This window comes from Cytophaga aurantiaca DSM 3654 (assembly GCF_000379725.1).
Taxonomy (GTDB): Bacteria; Bacteroidota; Bacteroidia; order Cytophagales; family Cytophagaceae; genus Cytophaga; species Cytophaga aurantiaca.
In genome coordinates this window covers 22,989-41,063 of record NZ_KB903633.1, presented here as the reverse complement: position 1 = coordinate 41,063, position 18,075 = coordinate 22,989, and the positions used below count along the sequence as shown (strand labels likewise).

Genomic DNA, 18,075 nt, shown 5'->3' with positions numbered 1-18,075 from the left:
AGATTTTCAAAATAAAATTCTATACAAGAAGTACATCCTGTAAAAATTACCTGCTGGTATCGGTAACTATCTGTATATATTTTTCAATACGATCAATTTCCTTTTTCAAATAGGCATTTGTGGTGTCAATTGCCAGCGAGTTTTTATAATAAGTTATTGCACCTCTGTTATCATTCAATTTGAGCGCATAATCCCCCATTTTAATGATACTTTTTGCATCCGTTGGGTGTTTCTCTATCCATTTGCTGAGGTAGTTCATGGCTTCTTTATAATTGTTTGTTTTTTGATAATAATCGCTCAGTGGTTTGTATAAAACCATCGCCTGGGGATCACATAACAACCCTTCTTTATATGCAGCAAAGGCTACATTATTTTTATTTATGGATTCAAAAAATTTACCTTCATATAAAAACAATTCAGGTGTACATGGGCGCATCCGCTTTGCCTTAATAAGCAAGGGCATGATCGAATCATACATGTGTTTGTTGTAATACAATGACATTAAAGCAATGTAGGCTTCTATGTATTGAGGATTTTTTTGAATACAAGCTTTGTATTTTAAAAAGGCCTGAGCAGTATCCTTACGAACGATGAATTTTTTTGCTTCTATATAATTCAAATCTGCCATTTGTGGTGCTATGGCATTTAATTTAGAAATATATTGATTGGCTGTGATGGTGTCGTTTTTTTCTAATAAACAATTCGCTAATAACGCATACAATAAAGGCTCTGTATTTCCCAGTTCCAATGCCTTTTGAGCTTCAGAAAGAGATTGATCTGTATTTTCTAATTCATTATTGATCTGTGCACTTAATAACCAATAGCCTGAAATATTCTCATCCAGACGTATGGCTTTAACGATATCGTTTTGTGCAATTCTGAAATTGTTTATGCCATAAAAATAATCTGCTCTTTTATAGTATAAATAGTGATTATCCGGATCGGCCTCAATAGCTTCATTTAAAGCACTCAACTGCAATTCAGAAGAATAATTTAATTCGTTGATCGGAGGCATTTTATTCGTATTTTCTTTTTTATTCGAACACGATAAAATGAATAAGACGAATGCACAAATGCTAACAAGGTTGAATATTTTCATCTTTATTAAATGATAAAACGGAAAGATATCTTTATACCAAATTTACTAATATCCGGAACATCTCTATAGGTCACCCTATGAATAAAATCGATCCGGGCGCACTTAAAGATATTATCAATGCCATAGCCAACTTCAACATAAGGTCTGGTTGGGTCTAATGAAGAAATTTTAACAGTCGGTTCTCCTGCAGAATTAATCGGTGCAAGCAAATTTTTATTTTGCTCAGACATACTGCCAAACAATACATTGGTTGTTAAGAAAAATCTCCACTTCAATTGTTTCATCACCGGAATCCGGTTGCTTATTAATCCATCCAGATCATGTTTTAGGCGGATCGAAGCATATTGATCACTTGAATATTCAAAGAAGTTCATCAAGTTAAAGGCCGCTGTAGTATAAAAAAGGGTTTGATTACCGATGTGATTTTCTATCAATGGATATGGAACAGGTTTGTATATTTTTCCAATTGTAAATTCATAATTGGTTCGTCCAACTATTCCAAAACGAATTGATTGATTCAGGGTCAACTGAAGTTTATGATAATTGTAATCTCCTCCTAAAACTCCTTTCAATCCAGCAGTATATTGAATATGCGCTATTGGCCACTTCTTCCCGCCAAGGCTGATACGCTCGTTGCCGTTTTGTAAAAAGAGTTCATCATAAGATAATTTAAGAAGCAATATCAATTCCGTTGTTTGAAATTGTTCTACCAAACCTGGTGTATAAGATGCTGTGGGTTCTGATTCATATGCAGCAAAGTTATAGATCGGATCAAACCACATATGCCTGAAAATTACTTTTGGCATAATGTTTTTGGTGAGGTCTCTTTCAAAGAAGACTCCTACCTGTCTTGAATAATAAGGTCCTCTGAGTGTTCCCCATCTTGTAAAGGCCAGGAATAAATTATTGTTTGCAAGTTTTTCTGAAGGTGCTCCTATTTGATCGATATCGTATTTGTAATAGGCACCTGCTTGAGTCCATGGCTTTCTTGATAAGATGAATGTTGCTGATCCTCCATATTTTAAACGATCATCTCTGGTGCCATATCCAACAAATCCTTTGAGTATTACTTTTTTACTGAAATCTGTATTTGTCCGAATGCCCAGTTGAAATTTATGGCCTTCAATGTTGTTGTATGAATAGAAGGATAAGTATGAACCGACCTCAATTTTTCCTAAATTTTTATATCCGTTTATTGCAATGTCTAACACTTCAACATAGCTTTTTATGATTGGTAAATTCCGGATGGTGTCAATCATTTTGTAGACTTCAGGATCTGTCTTCCGTGTTGTATCTTCATACACTTTACTCCAGAATTCCGGAGATTTTTCTTGTGCATCTTCCAATACTTCTATCCGTTGATCAAAGAATGTCTTTTCCTTTGGTTTATTTACAACAGGATCCTGAATATTGGAATAAAATGTAGCAACCATACTTGGTAGTTTGCCTATATCTTCAAGGTCAAGGTAAATATGGGTTGTTTCAGGCAGCCATGCTCCTCCTTCAAACGGAATTAAATTTTGCTTGATCTGAATTTTATCAATAAAATTCAGATTCGCTTCTTTGTGGATCTCTCCTTCAATTTGCTTTAATGCAAATGTTGAATCTGTGATCCACATGGTGCCATAAAATGCTAAATCTTTTGGTTGCTTTGGAGTGAAATTGATTTTATAACACCAAAGACTATCCATATACAAACTGTCAACCAGTTTATAATCGTAAAAGATGTGCCAGCTATCGGATATGGGTGATATAAAATCTTTATCAAGAATATGCATATAATTTTCATAAAAATTATATTCCTGAAATGTGGAGCCAAGTACCTGAGATAACAGACTACCATCGTCCATGCCAATACCTTCAACCTTTACAGCTTTTATAACTTCCTTTGAAGCATTGGGATTGGTTCTGTAATAATAAGATGAAACGGTTTCAGACATTAAAACCGGTATCATCGGTTTGCCATCTGAATCTTTTAAAGATTTCATGCTATCAAGTACGCCCGCTACCTGCTGCATGATTTTCTTTTCTCTTAATTCCTGATTTATATTATTTACAAAAATGGATGTTCTATTATAGGTTTCGTATTCGTAGCCGCTGAGCTTTCTTTTGTCGTTATCGTTTTTATGTTTTACCACTTCTCTTAATATGCGATATGCCGGATTCTCACGGGGAACAATAACAATTTCAGGAATGGATAGATCTTCGGATATGGATATGTTTAATTGCAGTACAGTCTTCTTTTTTGGTAAAGCAATAACTTTGGTTACATAACCCATAGTGGTAACCCATATGGAATCTGTAGAAGTTGGTACTTCTAATTCATAAAAACCAGCATCATCGGATGTAGTCCCATAACCGGTTCCTTGAACATATACGGTGACAAATGGTATTGTATCTGTAGTGGTAGAATCAAGGATATACCCTTTGATTGTAATGGTTTGAGAAAATGAAAAAGAAATGAAAGAAGCGAAGAAAAATGTTGTTAGTACTATTTTAATTCTGTTTAAACTAAAAAAAATCACCACATGCTTAATCAGCACTAATAAGTGATTTTTTCTTGAATTTAAAAAAGAATACGCCAACGTAACTTAATGTTGAATGAAATGTAATTTTATAGAGCTCTATAAAATTAGAAAAAAGTAAGCATTAAAGTAGTATCTATGCGTCTTAATCTTTCGGCTTATTTGTCAATAAATCGATGAGTTCTTTATATTCAGCTGCACTATGTGAATCACAGCCTTTTACTTTAATGTCCTTAAATACAGAAGTGGTATGTACGGTGATTTCAGTGGAAGGTAACAATGACTCTCGTACACTTATACCTGTAATTTCATTATATAGTATGCTTTCGCTAAATGGTGAACCGAACTTATTAATCCCAACGTAATATACACGCTGATCTGTGGTTACAATGAAGCCCAGCGTATTACGTATTGAACCCTCTAAGAAATATAAGATTGTTTCTTCGGGTTTCAGGCTTTTAAGAAAGATGTCAAATGCAATTGCTGCCGTTTGCGGAACGTAGCCTAATTGATTTAATCGCGTGGTGATTTTATCTTCTATCTTCTTCATACCTTGCTCGTCGGTTACATATATTTTATACGGTTACCTTTTCGAAAGGTTATGTATTAAGAAGACTTTTAATTAAAATTTAATTCTATTGTTGAGCCTGCAGCATAACCATCATCCTTTTTAGGTTTAGTTGTACTATTTGGAGGAGAAACTGGGTTTTTAGCCTCTAATCGGGATATAGAATTGATTTTATTTGTGCCAAGTTTGGTACCAACCGTTTTCCATCCTTTTATTTCAGCAAATTCATCCACTGAAACGATCAGGGTTGGATTGGTAACATATTTACCTTTAGCAAAATCAATTTTTATTTTAGGCTTATTGTCGGTTGAAACATATAAAACATGATTTCCTTTTCCTTCAGGAATAAAACTGAAACGTTTGCCCAAAGTGGTTGTCTCCAATTTGAATCGTTTAATGTAATATGTTTTTGAAGGAGCATCCATATAAAGTGCAGATATGGTCACGTCTGCATTATATTTTTCAATGGACAGTAATTGATCCGCGTCGTATCTGTTTGTTAATTCGAAGCCTGTTACTTCATAATTACCGTCTTTATAAATTGCCAATATTTTTTCATCCGCCGAAAACGAACCAATTAATACTCCTTTTTTGTCGGTATTAATTCTGCCAACGGTATCGTCATAATAAATTTCAGTTCCGGATAAAGTAGATTCACCTGCAGATTTGAAGGCTACTTTTTTAACCGGATGCTTGGTTAGAATATTGCCTTGAGTATCTCTACCCTTGATTTCAATTTCACTGAAGTCAAAGTCGAAAACCTTAATTTTAGCTTTACTTGTAGGAGATAACGTAACTGTTACCGTCTCTGCTTCCCCATTCGGATTGGCAGAAAAATAAAGAACCTTGGATGCTTTATTAGCTTTAACCAATGGATATTCTTTTTCACGCGTCACTCCAAGTACGTTGAAACGTTTCACCATACTGTTGCCGCTTGCACCATCTAAAGAAATAAGATTGTAGACCATACGTTCATCCCCTTTTCTGAAAATGCCTGCATGTAGAATGTCTTTACCTACGAATACCTTATCTCCGATTTTTTTGACAACACAGATACCGTCTTTTCTAAATACTATCACATCATCTATATCAGAACAGTCGCAAACATATTCATCTTTTTTCAAACCGAAACCAATAAATCCTTCAGCTCTGTTGATATATAATTTTTGATTGTTTGCTGCAACAACTGTTGCATTGATCACATCAAATGTTTTGATCTCTGTTTTACGCTCTCTGCCTTTACCATATCTTTTTAGTAAATCTGTATAATAAGCAATAGAGAAATCAATAATGTTCGCTAAGTTGTGCTCAACTTGTTTCAATTCATTTGCATATCCACGCATCAATTCATCTGCTTTGAAGGAGTCAAATTTAGAGATACGTTTGATTTTAATTTCTGTTAAACGAACAATATCGTCTGTAGTAATTTCTCTGTAAAACTCTTTTTTGTATGGCTTTAATCCCTTGTCAATAGTAAGAAGTACATCTTCCCATGTTTCGCATTCTTCAATTTTGCGATAGATTCTATTTTCAATAAATATTTTTTCAAGGGATGAAAAAAGTATTTTTTCTTTTAACTCACTTCTTCTTATTTCAAGCTCTTGTTTTAACAGATCAACTGTTTGTCTTGTACAAATACGTAAGATTTCATGAACACTTAAAAAGTGAGGTTTGTCATCAACAATTACGCAAGCATTTGGAGAGATAGAACTTTCACATTCAGTAAATGCATACAAGGCATCAATAGTAATACCCGGATCTGTTCCAGGCAATAACTGTATCTGAATCTCTACGTCTTTTGCAGTATTATCAATTACCTTTTTAATTTTAATTTTACCTGTATCGTTTGCTTTAACGATAGATTCAATTAAAGAAGTTGTTGTTGTGCCAAAGGGAATTTCTTTGATGACAAGAGTCTTCTTATCCAGATCTTCTATTCGTGCTCTAACACGTACTCTACTACCCTTCTGACCTTCGTTATAATTGCTTACATCAACAAATCCGCCTGTTGCAAAATCAGGGAATATCTCAAACTTTTTATTTTTAAGTACTGCTATGGATGCTTCAATCAGTTCGCAAAAATTATGAGGCAATACTTTTGTAGATAAACCAACAGCAATACCTTCGACTCCTTGAGCAAGTAAAAGAGGAAATTTAACAGGTAATGTGATGGGTTCTTTTTTGCGACCATCATACGATGCCTGCCATTCAGTAGTATCTTCATTGAAGACAACATCTAATGCAAACTTTGATAAACGTCCTTCAATATATCTAGGCGCGGCGGCGCTATCACCTGTTCTTATATCGCCCCAGTTTCCTTGTGGTTCGATCAATAAATCTTTCTGTCCGATATTAACAATTGCATCACCGATAGAAGCGTCTCCATGTGGGTGATACTGCATCGTAGAGCCTATCACATTGGCAATCTTATTAAACCTACCATCGTCCATTACCTTCATTGCGTGAAGGATTCGACGCTGTACGGGTTTTAGTCCATCATTAATATGAGGTACAGCTCTTTCAAGAATAACATAAGAAGCATATTCTAAAAACCAGTTTTCATATAAACCGTTAACATGCACAACGTCATGAATATGTTCGTTGTCTGATTGTTCTCCTGATGAATTATTATCAATATCTTTTGCCATTTCTTTGGAAAAACCTTAAATCGAGTACTAAATTTACTGAAATATACCTTTCGAATCTATCTCATGTGGAAAACTAAGAACTTTTACATTCTCTTTGCTTTATTCAGCATTTTAGCCTTTTCTGCATGTAACAGCAATAAAATCAACTGGATTGAAACCGATAGATGGAAAAAGGATTATAAAGGTTGTGAAACATACCGATCCTCTTTGATACCAGTTTTGAATAAAAGAAAAGAGGAATTGCTTGGAAAAAGAGACGCTTTCTTCTTTCAGACGCTTGGTAAGGCGAACAGGGTTTCGTACAGTAATAGAGGAAAAAAAATATTTTATTATTACCTGACTTCCGGAAGTCAATGTGATAATAAAACTGGTAAAACAAATTGCCTTACTATTGAATTTGAAGCCTTAGGTACTTCACGGCTAGTATATTTAGAAGAAATTCAACTTTAACTACATAGAAATTCTAGGCAGGACTATTTCAAATACAGTACCAATGCCTTCCTGACTGGATACATCAATTGTCCCGCCTATTTTTAAGATTGCCTTTTTAACTATATACAATCCAAGGCCTGTATCATCTTTTGATTCATAATTTCCTCTATAAAACATATTAAATATTTTGGGAAGAATGGATTCGGGAATACCAAGTCCATTATCTTTAAATGAAATTTTAATATAGTCTGTATAATCTTCAATCTTGATCTCAAGAAGTAACTTTCGAGAAACATCCTTATATTTTAAAGCATTTTCAAAGACATTCTGATAGATGGTTTTAATTGAAAAAGCGTCTGAAATAAATGGCTCAGAAAGTTTATTTTGAAAATATATCTGATCTTTTTGAATTTCATTGTCTCCTAAGTAACGTTCAGAGATTTGTTTGTGAAGCTCAGTAAAATCAATAAGAACAAACGGTGTATCTTCATTTTGAATTTTAGTTACAGAATTTAAATCTGAAATATTTGATTCAAGATTATATAATTTCTTTCGGATCAATTCAAATAATTTTTTCTGATCTGATTCATCATCTGCTATCCCAAGATTACATAAGCCTTCAATCGTTTTTAACGGACCTTTTAAATCGTGAGAAGCACTATATAAAAATAGATTTAGTTCTTCAGATTTAACTTCCAATAATTTATTCTTTTCTTCTATTTGAGAGGTTCTTTTTTTAATGATCTGCTCCAGCTCAGCATTCATTTGGAGTGTCGAAATATTTTCGAGTTTGATTCTTTTGAAACGTTCAGCCAGGGCTAAGGTCATAAAAATACTTTCTGCTGCAATTCCATAATATAAAATGAAAAAACCAAAGCCACTAAGACTACTTATAGCCACTACAGAGAGATAATAAATAATATAACTGAACGTCAACAGACTTAAACCAATAACCATATAGATCGTATCCGGATTGTTATTTTTCTTATACGAATAAATTGAAAACGCAGTGCAAAATACCAACGTAAATAATTCAAAATGAAATGTGTTGAGTGTATTATCCTGAATCATGACTATTGCATAGACAAGACGTACTATAATAATAACTTTAATGATCGTATATACAATCCGATTATTTGATGTTTTAAAATAATTGTAGGTATACAGTAACATGAAAATGCTAACCGCACAACGTCCGATATTTTTCAATATTTCCGAATGTGCTGTTAAGTCCGGAGTCAGGAATAGCCCTGTTCCATCGCGATACAGCATATGCATGATCTGTGCTATAATAAATAAACAATAAAACAGAATTACCTTTTCTTTTAAGATCGAATAATAAAAAATATTGTAAATCAATACGAAAGCCATGAAGCCATAGAATAACCCAAAGGCTAAATATTCATTAAAGAATGATGTTGCAAAATTTTCGGGAGTATATACAGCAAACTCATAATAAAAAGCCGACTCATTTTTTAGCCGCAAGTAAAACTGTTTCGTTTCATTGGGTTTAAGTTTAATAATAAAAATTGGCTGCTTATGATTAATTAGCCGGTTACTAAGATTAATGGTATCTCTATGAATTGCTGCAATTGAATTGGCTGGATCATTTTCATACAAATCAATTTCATTGATTGTAAAATTGTAAGAAACCATATACCATGTTTTACTTTCATTATTGGGATTGGAAAGTTTAAATGTATACCAGTAACTTTGTTTTGGATCCGTGTTTGTAAAGTATTTTGTTTTTAATGAATGTGTTTGCCCACTAGAGGGATCCCATCCGTATGCCACACTACTGTCTATTTTTAAAATCTTTTTATTATTGGTAAGTACCAGAGGTGCTTTGCCATACGCACTATTAAAATTGAATGTAAGTAAAAATAAAAGAAAAAAAAGCGTTAACAATGATCCTTCATTGAATCGTTTAATGGTATAGAATATATCGGATAGTTTTAATTTCATTGAATTGTTTTTAATAATGCAGCAACCTGCTCTTGCCATTCTTTCTGCTTAGCTGCTAGTATTCCGTGATTTGTCTCGTCATCGTATTTTTTTTGAAACGATTTCCATTCCTTTAATAAAATCGAAGACTCTTTATTTAATGTCCCGTTTCGAATTGTTTCTTCAGAAGCAATGACATTTAATTTTAAACGAATCTTTCTTGTGTAGATTTCTGTAATATCGAAATGTACTTGTTCATGAGCAAGCAATGGCACCGAGGTTTTATTTTTTGACCAGGATAATTTTGTATCAAAGAAGTTTTGTACTTGAACAGCTACTTTTCCATCAATATAGGAAGCGCCTATTTTAATATCCGAATAAGTAAGAGCGGCTGCGGGGTTAAGTTTATCAGGTTTGCCTTTAAAATCAGCCCATGTTAGTTTTCGGCTGCTTGACCATGAAAATTGTGTGCCATCTGTTGACACGAAAGCCGATGAAAATAATAAACAGGATAATATTAATACAATTCTAACCATGATACCTTTAATTGCTATTCTATCAAAGGTAATAAGCTAAAAGGAGAATTTCTTTTATTTTATTTGTTTATTATTTAAAATCGGGACAAGGAATCTTTTTTAAGACCCTCTTCTTTTTGGCAGGTTTGTTAAAAATATAGGTGATGTTTATTTCGTGACTCCCACCTGTTCTACCTAAATTTAATTTTGAAATTGTAAAGTCGTAACTATACCCCAACTGTAAGCCTTTGTATTTCCAACCAATCAACCAAACGATCGATTCGTTGTTTTGCAATCCTTTGTGGTAATGTTTAACAGGTATCCCTCTATACCACAAGCCTAACATGATTCGTTCATAGATTCCATAAATTCCCAGATCCAATTGATCTGATTTTCCTTGAGACTTATAGTTTAATGTAGGCGTCAGTGTGATCTCTTTTTTATCAGTTGCTGATCGACTATCATTTTTTGAAAGATTAAATTTGTATCCACCCACAAACATTACTTTCATAGGTAAGTTGCTTACGTCACCGTAAAATGATTGATTCGGTGTATTGATGTGATATGCGGATAAGCCTGCCCAAAAATGTTCTGAATACAATATTCCTCCAACGGATACATCAAAATAACTTGCCTGATTATATCCAAAAGGTTCTTTTGTAGATTGACCGGTGAAACCATTAACGTTATATTGATCGGGAAATTTTAGATAATTGTAATTAATATACCTGGAGGCGTAGGTACCTTGTGCGCCTGCTCTGAACGCCAGTTTTGAGCTTAATACTAATTCATATGAATATTGTAAACTTATTTCGGTCGAACTGATAATATTACTTCCTTGTACATCGCGTAAGATCATAAGACCTATGCCGCTATTGGCTTTTGCAAAAAAATGATCGATTGAAAAACTGGAAGTAATATATTTGGCATCTAATCTCGGCCACTGTAAACGTTGATGGCCGATTAGTCTGGTTTGATGGGAACTTCCTGCGAACGCTGGATTCAGATATAATACATTTGCATAGAATTGAGAAAATTGAATATCCTGAGCAAAGCCAATAAAGTTAAAACATAGAATATAGAAAAGTGACAGACCAATTTTTCTGCAAGTAGACTTATTGGAAATACATTTGTTGGAAATCTTTGAAAGTGTCGGTAAGGACTTCATTATTTAACAAGTGTTACACTACCCTCCAATTTATATGGACCTAAATATTCCTGACTATCTCCTTCGTATGTAATGATCCATGGGTATACACCAATTGGCATGATTTCGCCTTTATATATTCCATCCCAGAAATGATCTTTGTTTGTGCTTTCAAAAATTATTTCACCCCAACGATTAAATATGAAAAGTTTATAAGTTCCTATATGTGCTCCATATACATTAAACAGATCGTTTGTACCATCTTCATTGGGACTGAATGCATCAGCAACAAAAAGTCTTGGAGGGCATATTTCTTTTACTTCGATTTTTCCTTTTGTAAAACAATCGAAACTATTATATACCGTTACAGAATAAAAGCCACCACTGGTGACACTTATCTTTTGACTTGTTTCTCCAGAAGGTGCCCATACATAACTCGTGTGACTACCGGCATTCAGTTGCACTGTGTGATCTGATTCCGGACAGAATTTTTTAACATCAGGAAGATCCAGTATTGGTAATGGATTGACTGATACATTCATTGCAGTACTATCCGTACAATTATTTACAGAAGCTACTAATGCATAGTTTCCTCCGTTGGTAACATCAAGGCTGTTCACGTTTTTGCCTATATCTGAGTTATTGAAATACCATTTATATGTGATCGTATAATTTGAGAGTCCGCTTATATTTACTGGTGTTCCATCTATATGTAATGAAGAACCTTCGCATATAGATGCATCTGTTAATTGCAAGACCGGTCGTGGAATACCGAATATTTCTACACTATCTTTTGCTTTACAATTGTGTTGATCAATGACTTCAATAGTATATTTGTCTATTGTATTGTTGATTTGTGCTGTGGTCGAATTGGTATTGCCTGAAACCAACGTTCCATTTTTTCGCCAATAATACGTAGCCAAAGGTATATTGCTTGTTACTAGTTGTATGGTGTTTTGTTCACAATCTGTAAATTGATCCGGTGTAACTAATACTGGATTTTTATATACAGTTACAGCGGAAGAAACTTCACATTCGCCTTGTGTATATGCTATAGTGTAAACATCTTCTTGTGAAACTAATAGCGAAAAATTGTTTTCACTAGCTAGTAAATTTCCATTTTTATACCAAGTAGGAGTTGCATTTAATGGGTCTGACAGAATTGGGTTTGAGTTTAAAAGTAAACTGTTGCTAAAACAAAATGGCCCACCCAAATTAAATGTTGGTGGTGTGAAAGCATCAATTTTTACTGTATCCAGATCTGTACAGCCATACTGATTTGTTAATTTTAAGACAAATGTACTGTCTTTATCTGCTAATATTGAAGCGGATCCGGTAGATGATATGTATGTACCATACAAACTTTCCCATCCATAAATGGTTCCTGTTATTGGTGTTGTAGTGAAGGATACAGTTTTACCTGTGCAAACAGTACGATCAGGACCTGCAATGGCATTAGGCGAATTATGAAATCTGATTTGCATTTGATCCTGTACTTGTGTACATGGAGTATTTCCTAATGTTGTTAAGGTTAATATAATGCTTCCTGAGGCAAGATCTGCCAATGAAGGAGTATATATAGAGTTCAATGAATTTACATTTGAAATTTGGCCTGCTCCACCTGACCAACTATTTTGCTGTGCATTTGTGCTATTACCCTGCAATTGAATAACTGAATTAATCGGTACACATATATCTTTATCAATACCTGCATTGACTGTTGGAGGTTGAGTAAAAGAAATTACAATATTATCTGAAATAACAGGACAAGGCGAAATTCCGGTAATGGTTAATTTAAGAGTAGTGCTTCCTGAATTTTTTTCTGCAAGAGTAGGTGTATAATCCGTTGTACTATTTTGATTGTTTAAAAATGTACCTGCTCCTCCACTCCATTCAATCTTGGTTTGATTTGTAGCAGTTGCAGTTAAATGAACCGATGTAGCTGTTGCACAAAGCAATTGTGTTGCTGCCAGATCTATTGTTGGTGGCGGATTAACCGTAACAGTTTTCTTAATTGAATCAATGCATCCGGCTGCAGAAGTATATTTATAGGTTATCGAAAATGTTCCGGTAGTGTTTGGTGAAAAAACTCCGGCTGAAGTTATGTGTGCACCTGAAAATACACCTCCCGCAGGACTGACTCCACTGATATTAGTGTTAACAGAGCTTTTGCATAAGGGATTTATATCTGCAAATACTAATGCAGGCAAACTGTTAATCGTAAATTGGAGCTCTGCTGTATCGCTTCCAGCTGTTGTATATTTTATTATGGCATAATACCTACTACCGTTTGTTATGTTAACATTTACGGGATTAGTAATTTTATTTGCAGCTGTAGCGGGTATTGCTGAATGCCATTCCAGTACTCGGGCTAAGGAATTATATGCAGTGATTGGGGTATTGTAACTATTAAGATCTACTCCATTTTTTGTGTTACTCCCTTTTACTGTTTCACAGGCTCGCGCACTGATCGGCACAGGTAAACATCTTTCTGGTATAGATGTCTGAACGGTTATAGGACAAGGATTATCTGCTACAGGTGTAAGAGTTAATTTATAAACCCCCGATTTGTTTGCCTGGATATTTTGTGTTGTTGCTGAACCGACGATTCCCGGTCCGCTCCATTGATATTTAGCAAAATTTATTGGACCGTATAAAGTAACATCTTCTGTGCCGCATATCGTTGGTGGGATTTGAGTGTCTAGGTATGAACATGACGCATCAATGTATGCATAACCTAAGTGACCGCCTCTCGAGCAATCAGATGCAGTAAATTCTACCGTTACATTTTGGCCAATATAACCCAGCAATGGTATTGTTATCGTTGTCCAGTTTCGATAATACAAATCTAAAAATTGATTATTCGCCCCTCCAGGTTGACTAGTGGGATTGAAATTTGGATTAGGTACTCTTGTATAAGTAAAATTCTGTATTGGAGGTTTGGCAAGTGCTGTATATGTTGCACAATTAATTTCCGCTCCATTTTTGTCATACATCCGAACTTTGAAATAAGGTCGTTCTAAATCCCGGTGATCACCCGGATCTTCTAAGACTGCAGCATATTGGTAGGTGAATATATTATTAGTTGCTGTTACAAGGAATGTTTGTCGCGCCATTGCGGCATTTCCTCCATTTACATAATTTTCTAATCGCAATGAATAGATTCCTCCTGGCGCAACAACTGGTAGTGTAGGTATATATGGATCTACCATTGCCGTAGTCATGATTTGATGCCGGGTTGTACTAAATCCATTTACAATAGTACATGGTCTTACATTTTCACACGCTGTAGCAATTGCTCCTTGCCAGCCGCTTGTTGTTCCGTTTTCAAAATCTATATTTTCACAAGGTCCATTATAAGAAAGTGGCTTGTATACATTTTGATTTTGTTGCTCCTCAAATTCATCTTTTACTGTTACATAAAAGGAATATGTATTTACGTATTTTTCAATTAAGGCATTTGTATAATCTGGTAAATTCAATTCAGTAACTTCTCCCAATTCTACTTTCCTGAAAAAATCAGATCTTTCTTCAGGAAATTTCTGATCAAGAAATTTCATATAGAGATCAATCTCCAGATTGGAAAGTCCTGTTTGATACTGAATCTTTTTTTTGATGGAAATAAAGTCGATCGACTGCCAAAGATCTTCTGCAAGATGCTTACGGTTTTGGCCAAAAAGATTTACAGAAAAGAGTAAGAGTAATACTATTGTATGCACTACCCTCGTTAGTACTTTTATTTTCATATATTACAACTTTATTACATTGTAATATATATAGATAATATATAATATTAACAATTTTATAGAGTTTAATATGAATTTAGGTAAAATGATGAATTAATTAAAAGGTATTATAGTATTGTAAATTAGTGTTTTATATAATTATTGCATTCAATGTTATACAATTCAATAATATGAATATTGATATGTATTATTAAATACTATTTGTTACATAACATGCATTTTTCAGGCTTTATATGCCCTCAATTGCTCTGGATGGCTATTAAGCAGTTCAATCACAATTGCAATTAGTAACTTGCGTAACTATGCTTACAAATCGTCAATTATTTTTAAATCATAACGCCCAGACAAGTGATACTCCTTTATTAATTGAAATTAATCAGGCTTCTGGAGTATATATGTATGGTGCGGATAATACAAAATACCTTGATCTGATTTCGGGCATAGGTGTTAGCAACGTCGGGCATTGTCATCCCAAAGTTGTACAAGCGGTTCAAGATCAGGCAGCAAAGTACATGCATTTGATGGTGTATGGAGAATTTATTCAGACACCTCAGGTAGAACTGGCAGTCAAACTAACAAGCACGCTTCCTAAGCAATTAGATGCAGTATATCTTGTCAACTCAGGCAGTGAGGCAACTGAAGGAGCGCTGAAACTTGCAAAAAGATATACGAACAGAAGAAAGATAATTTCTTGTGTGAATGCGTATCATGGCTCATCGCATGGCGCGTTAAGTGTTATGGGAAATGAATTTTTTAAGCAATCATTTCGGCCATTGCTGCCAGGCATTAAGCATATTCATTTTAATCGAATTGAAGACCTCGTACAGATTACGGAGCAGACAGCAGCAGTTATTATTGAAACCATTCAAGGTGAAGCTGGTGTAAGGGTTGCGGATACGGACTATATGAAAGCATTGCGAAAGCGCTGTACATATACGGGAACACTTTTGATTCTGGATGAAATTCAATGTGGGTTTGGTCGCACAGGTTCATTTTGGGCATTTGAAAAATACGGAATAGAGCCTGATATTTTGCTTACGGCTAAAGGTATGGGAGGTGGTATGCCTATTGGTGCCTTTATCTCGTCAAAGAAAATAATGGATACACTGAGTCATAATCCTGTGTTGGGTCATATCACTACTTTTGGAGGACATCCTGTTAGCTGTGCGGCTGCGTTGGCATGTATTGATATTATTAAAGAAGACGCTTTAATTGAAAGCGTTGAGCATAAGGCAAACCTATTTTTAAAACATCTGAAACATCCAGGTATTAAAGAAATTCGAAATGCCGGTTTAATGATGGCTGTAGAATTTGAATCGTATCCGGTACTCAAAAAAATAATTGATCAAGCGATAAAAAATGGAGTGCTTACAGATTGGTTTTTATTTTGTGACAACTCCATGCGTATTGCTCCGCCACTAATCATCACAGACGAACAAATAGTCGAAGCCTGCTCAATCATTTCATCATGTAAATAAAAAGTCTCCCCCGATCGGGGAGACTTTTTTATAAAAACTTTTTTATAGAGGCCGCAACTTTTTCCATTTCTTCTGCAGCGGGTTTTAATTTTTCCCGAGTAAAATTAATATCCTGCACAGTTTGTAATGGAATTAAATGAATATGTGCATGCGGTACTTCTAAACCTATAACAGCAACACCTACGCGCTTGCAGGGAATTGCCTGTTCAATGGCTAGAGCTACTTTTTTAGAAAAGACTGTCATTTCCGCAAGAAGATTATCTTCAATTGAAAAAATGTAATCAATTTCTTTTTTAGGAACAACAAGTACATGGCCTAAGGCCAAAGGAAATACATCTAAGAATGCAATGAAAGAATCATTCTCTGCAATAATATGTGCAGGAATTTCTTTATTGATTATTTTAGTAAAGATGCTAGGCATAAGCTTATCTGCCAATATCTAAGATTTCGAATTCAATTTTACCAGCTGGTACATCAACTAATACCAGATCACCTATTTCTCTGCCTAATAATGCTTTTCCGATAGGTGATTTTAAAGAAATTTTACCAGCTTTTAAATCTGCTTCCTCTTCTGAAACAAGTAGATATTCTACTATGTGACCAGTTTTTTTATTCTTTATTTTAACTTTTGTCAGAATAGAAGCTTTAGAAATGTCGATTGTACTTTCGTCTATAACACGCGCATTAGATACAATTTCTTCTAATTTCGAAATTTTAAGTTCTAATAAACCTTGAGCATCTTTAGCTGCATCATATTCTGCATTCTCACTTAAGTCACCTTTATCACGTGCTTCAGCAATTTGTGCAGCAATACTTGAACGACCTTTTGTTTTAAGGTAGCTCAACTCATCAGTTAATTTTTTTAGTCCTTCTTGAGTATAATATGAAATTTTACTACTCATAATTAATGTACGTTCTTATATCTATATAAATAAAAAAACGGTGCACCTGTGCGTACCGTTTTAACAAAGATAAGAATACTTTTACGATTCTTCAACCCTATGGAGTATTAAGTTTTATAGGCTTATTTAAATAGTTTATAGACCATTGATATATTTTCTCTCCCAAAACCTTACTTATTTTGGTATAAGACTCAAAAGTCCAACCTGCAATATGTGGTGTAAGAATTACATTTGGATTTTGAGCTAATAGTTGGAAATCAGCTTGCTGTTGATCTGAAAGCGTGGATAACTTTTCATTTTCAAGAACATCCAAGGCTGCCCCTCTAACTTTTCCTGATAAAAGTGCCTTATTTAAATCCTTCAATTTTACAATTTTTCCTCTGGATGTATTTATTAACCAAAATGGTTTTGCAACCGCATTAAAAAAATCTGTATCGATCCAACCATTTGAAAAGTCACTCAAGGGGATATGTAAACTAATAATATCTGCTTTTTCCTGTAAGATTTCTAAACTTACTTGTTCAGCATTTTTGCATGAATAGTTTCTTCTGTATTTATCATACACAATTACTTTGCAACCAAAAGCAGCCAGACGTTTAGCAGTTTCTTTTCCCATATTGCCATAGCCAATCAATCCTACAGTCATAGAAGCAAGTTCATGCCCACGGTTTTCTTCTCTTTTCCATATACCGTTCTTAACTTCCGTATTTGCCCGAACAATGTTATTCAAAAGAGATAAAATAAATCCAAGGGTGTGTTCTCCTACTGCAACTTTATTTCCTTCTGATGCATGAAATAAAACAATGCCTTTGTCGTGAAGATAATCTTTATCGATGTTGTCTACGCCAGCTCCTGCTCTGCCAATAAACTTAAGCATTGAGCAGGTGTCAATAATTTTTTTATCGACATTAAATTTACTCCTAACAATTAAACCTTCATAGTTTGGAAGAGCTTCAATACACTGTTCTTTTGTCCAGTCAGGTTTATAGTCAAATTGAATCTGTGCTTTATTCAGCCACTCAAAAAGAATAGGATCTATATCATCAACAATTAAGCATCTCATTCGCATAA

The 18,075-nt window shown here is 34.4% G+C and carries 13 protein-coding genes; 2 read left to right on the top strand and 11 right to left on the bottom strand.

Features of this window, described 5'->3' with window-relative positions:
• Positions 1-46 precede the first annotated feature (46 nt).
• The 4 genes from A3EE_RS0108935 to A3EE_RS0108920 all read right to left on the bottom strand — a co-directional run bounded on the left by A3EE_RS0108935 (position 47) and on the right by A3EE_RS0108920 (position 6,840).
• Positions 47-1,099, bottom strand: coding sequence for a tetratricopeptide repeat protein (locus tag A3EE_RS0108935; RefSeq protein WP_018343107.1), 1,053 nt, complete (start codon positions 1,097-1,099; stop codon positions 47-49).
• A gap of 5 nt (positions 1,100-1,104) precedes the next feature.
• Positions 1,105-3,627: a DUF5686 family protein gene (locus A3EE_RS0108930; RefSeq protein ID WP_245553822.1), complete on the bottom strand. Its 2,523-nt coding sequence runs from the start codon at positions 3,625-3,627 to the stop codon at positions 1,105-1,107.
• 142 nt (positions 3,628-3,769) lie between these two features.
• Positions 3,770-4,174: a PH domain-containing protein gene (locus A3EE_RS0108925; protein ID WP_018343105.1), complete on the bottom strand. Its 405-nt coding sequence runs from the start codon at positions 4,172-4,174 to the stop codon at positions 3,770-3,772.
• 68 nt (positions 4,175-4,242) lie between these two features.
• Entirely contained in the window at positions 4,243-6,840 is a 2,598-nt protein-coding gene (locus tag A3EE_RS0108920; RefSeq protein WP_018343104.1) for a DNA gyrase/topoisomerase IV subunit A, read from the bottom strand.
• A 63-nt stretch (positions 6,841-6,903) separates the two neighbouring features.
• Between A3EE_RS0108920 and A3EE_RS0108915 the strand changes: the two genes are divergently transcribed.
• Positions 6,904-7,290, top strand: coding sequence for a hypothetical protein (locus tag A3EE_RS0108915; RefSeq protein ID WP_018343103.1), 387 nt, complete (start codon positions 6,904-6,906; stop codon positions 7,288-7,290).
• On the opposite strand, the gene A3EE_RS0108910 is transcribed toward A3EE_RS0108915, so the two are convergent.
• From A3EE_RS0108910 to A3EE_RS0108895, 4 genes are all read right to left on the bottom strand, one after another.
• Positions 7,291-9,237 carry a sensor histidine kinase gene (locus A3EE_RS0108910; RefSeq protein WP_018343102.1) on the bottom strand — a complete coding sequence of 649 codons (1,947 nt, stop codon included), beginning with the start codon at positions 9,235-9,237 and terminating at the stop codon, positions 7,291-7,293.
• The gene (locus tag A3EE_RS0108905; protein WP_018343101.1) at positions 9,234-9,752 is read right to left on the bottom strand and encodes a DUF922 domain-containing protein; all 519 of its coding nucleotides are present in this window, start codon (positions 9,750-9,752) and stop codon (positions 9,234-9,236) included. Before A3EE_RS0108905 ends, A3EE_RS0108910 begins: the two co-directional genes overlap by 4 nt.
• A gap of 70 nt (positions 9,753-9,822) precedes the next feature.
• Positions 9,823-10,899: a PorP/SprF family type IX secretion system membrane protein gene (locus A3EE_RS0108900; RefSeq protein ID WP_018343100.1), complete on the bottom strand. Its 1,077-nt coding sequence runs from the start codon at positions 10,897-10,899 to the stop codon at positions 9,823-9,825.
• Positions 10,899-14,624, bottom strand: coding sequence for a T9SS type B sorting domain-containing protein (locus A3EE_RS0108895; protein WP_018343099.1), 3,726 nt, complete (start codon positions 14,622-14,624; stop codon positions 10,899-10,901). Before A3EE_RS0108895 ends, A3EE_RS0108900 begins: the two co-directional genes overlap by 1 nt.
• A gap of 302 nt (positions 14,625-14,926) precedes the next feature.
• On the opposite strand from A3EE_RS0108895, the gene A3EE_RS0108890 reads away from it, so the two are divergent.
• Complete coding sequence (locus A3EE_RS0108890) at positions 14,927-16,102, top strand: aspartate aminotransferase family protein (RefSeq protein WP_018343098.1); 1,176 nt, start codon at positions 14,927-14,929, stop codon at positions 16,100-16,102.
• A gap of 28 nt (positions 16,103-16,130) precedes the next feature.
• Here the strand turns inward: A3EE_RS0108890 and A3EE_RS0108885 are convergent, their stop codons facing one another.
• From A3EE_RS0108885 to A3EE_RS0108875, 3 genes are all read right to left on the bottom strand, one after another.
• A complete protein-coding gene (locus tag A3EE_RS0108885; RefSeq protein WP_026209687.1) occupies positions 16,131-16,523 on the bottom strand; it encodes an HIT family protein in 393 nt (130 codons plus the stop codon).
• 4 nt (positions 16,524-16,527) lie between these two features.
• Entirely contained in the window at positions 16,528-17,004 is a 477-nt protein-coding gene (greA, locus tag A3EE_RS0108880) for a transcription elongation factor GreA (protein ID WP_018343096.1), read from the bottom strand.
• 97 nt (positions 17,005-17,101) lie between these two features.
• Positions 17,102-18,067: a 2-hydroxyacid dehydrogenase gene (locus A3EE_RS0108875; protein WP_018343095.1), complete on the bottom strand. Its 966-nt coding sequence runs from the start codon at positions 18,065-18,067 to the stop codon at positions 17,102-17,104.
• Between the last annotated feature and the right edge of the window lie 8 nt (positions 18,068-18,075).

What these genes read in the sequence shown, in the direction of transcription:
- greA (WP_018343096.1), bottom strand. Translation starts at nt 17,004, where the DNA reads ATGAGTAGTAAAATTTCATATTATACTCAAGAAGGACTAAAAAAATTA.
- A3EE_RS0108885 (WP_026209687.1), bottom strand. Translation starts at nt 16,523, where the DNA reads ATGCCTAGCATCTTTACTAAAATAATCAATAAAGAAATTCCTGCACAT.
- A3EE_RS0108895 (WP_018343099.1), bottom strand. Translation starts at nt 14,624, where the DNA reads ATGAAAATAAAAGTACTAACGAGGGTAGTGCATACAATAGTATTACTC.
- A3EE_RS0108900 (WP_018343100.1), bottom strand. Translation starts at nt 10,899, where the DNA reads ATGAAGTCCTTACCGACACTTTCAAAGATTTCCAACAAATGTATTTCC.
- A3EE_RS0108920 (WP_018343104.1), bottom strand. Translation starts at nt 6,840, where the DNA reads ATGGCAAAAGATATTGATAATAATTCATCAGGAGAACAATCAGACAAC.
- A3EE_RS0108935 (WP_018343107.1), bottom strand. Translation starts at nt 1,099, where the DNA reads ATGAAAATATTCAACCTTGTTAGCATTTGTGCATTCGTCTTATTCATT.
- A3EE_RS0108915 (WP_018343103.1), top strand. Translation starts at nt 6,904, where the DNA reads ATGTGGAAAACTAAGAACTTTTACATTCTCTTTGCTTTATTCAGCATT.
- A3EE_RS0108875 (WP_018343095.1), bottom strand. Translation starts at nt 18,067, where the DNA reads ATGAGATGCTTAATTGTTGATGATATAGATCCTATTCTTTTTGAGTGG.
- A3EE_RS0108890 (WP_018343098.1), top strand. Translation starts at nt 14,927, where the DNA reads ATGCTTACAAATCGTCAATTATTTTTAAATCATAACGCCCAGACAAGT.
- A3EE_RS0108910 (WP_018343102.1), bottom strand. Translation starts at nt 9,237, where the DNA reads ATGAAATTAAAACTATCCGATATATTCTATACCATTAAACGATTCAAT.
- A3EE_RS0108905 (WP_018343101.1), bottom strand. Translation starts at nt 9,752, where the DNA reads ATGGTTAGAATTGTATTAATATTATCCTGTTTATTATTTTCATCGGCT.
- A3EE_RS0108925 (WP_018343105.1), bottom strand. Translation starts at nt 4,174, where the DNA reads ATGAAGAAGATAGAAGATAAAATCACCACGCGATTAAATCAATTAGGC.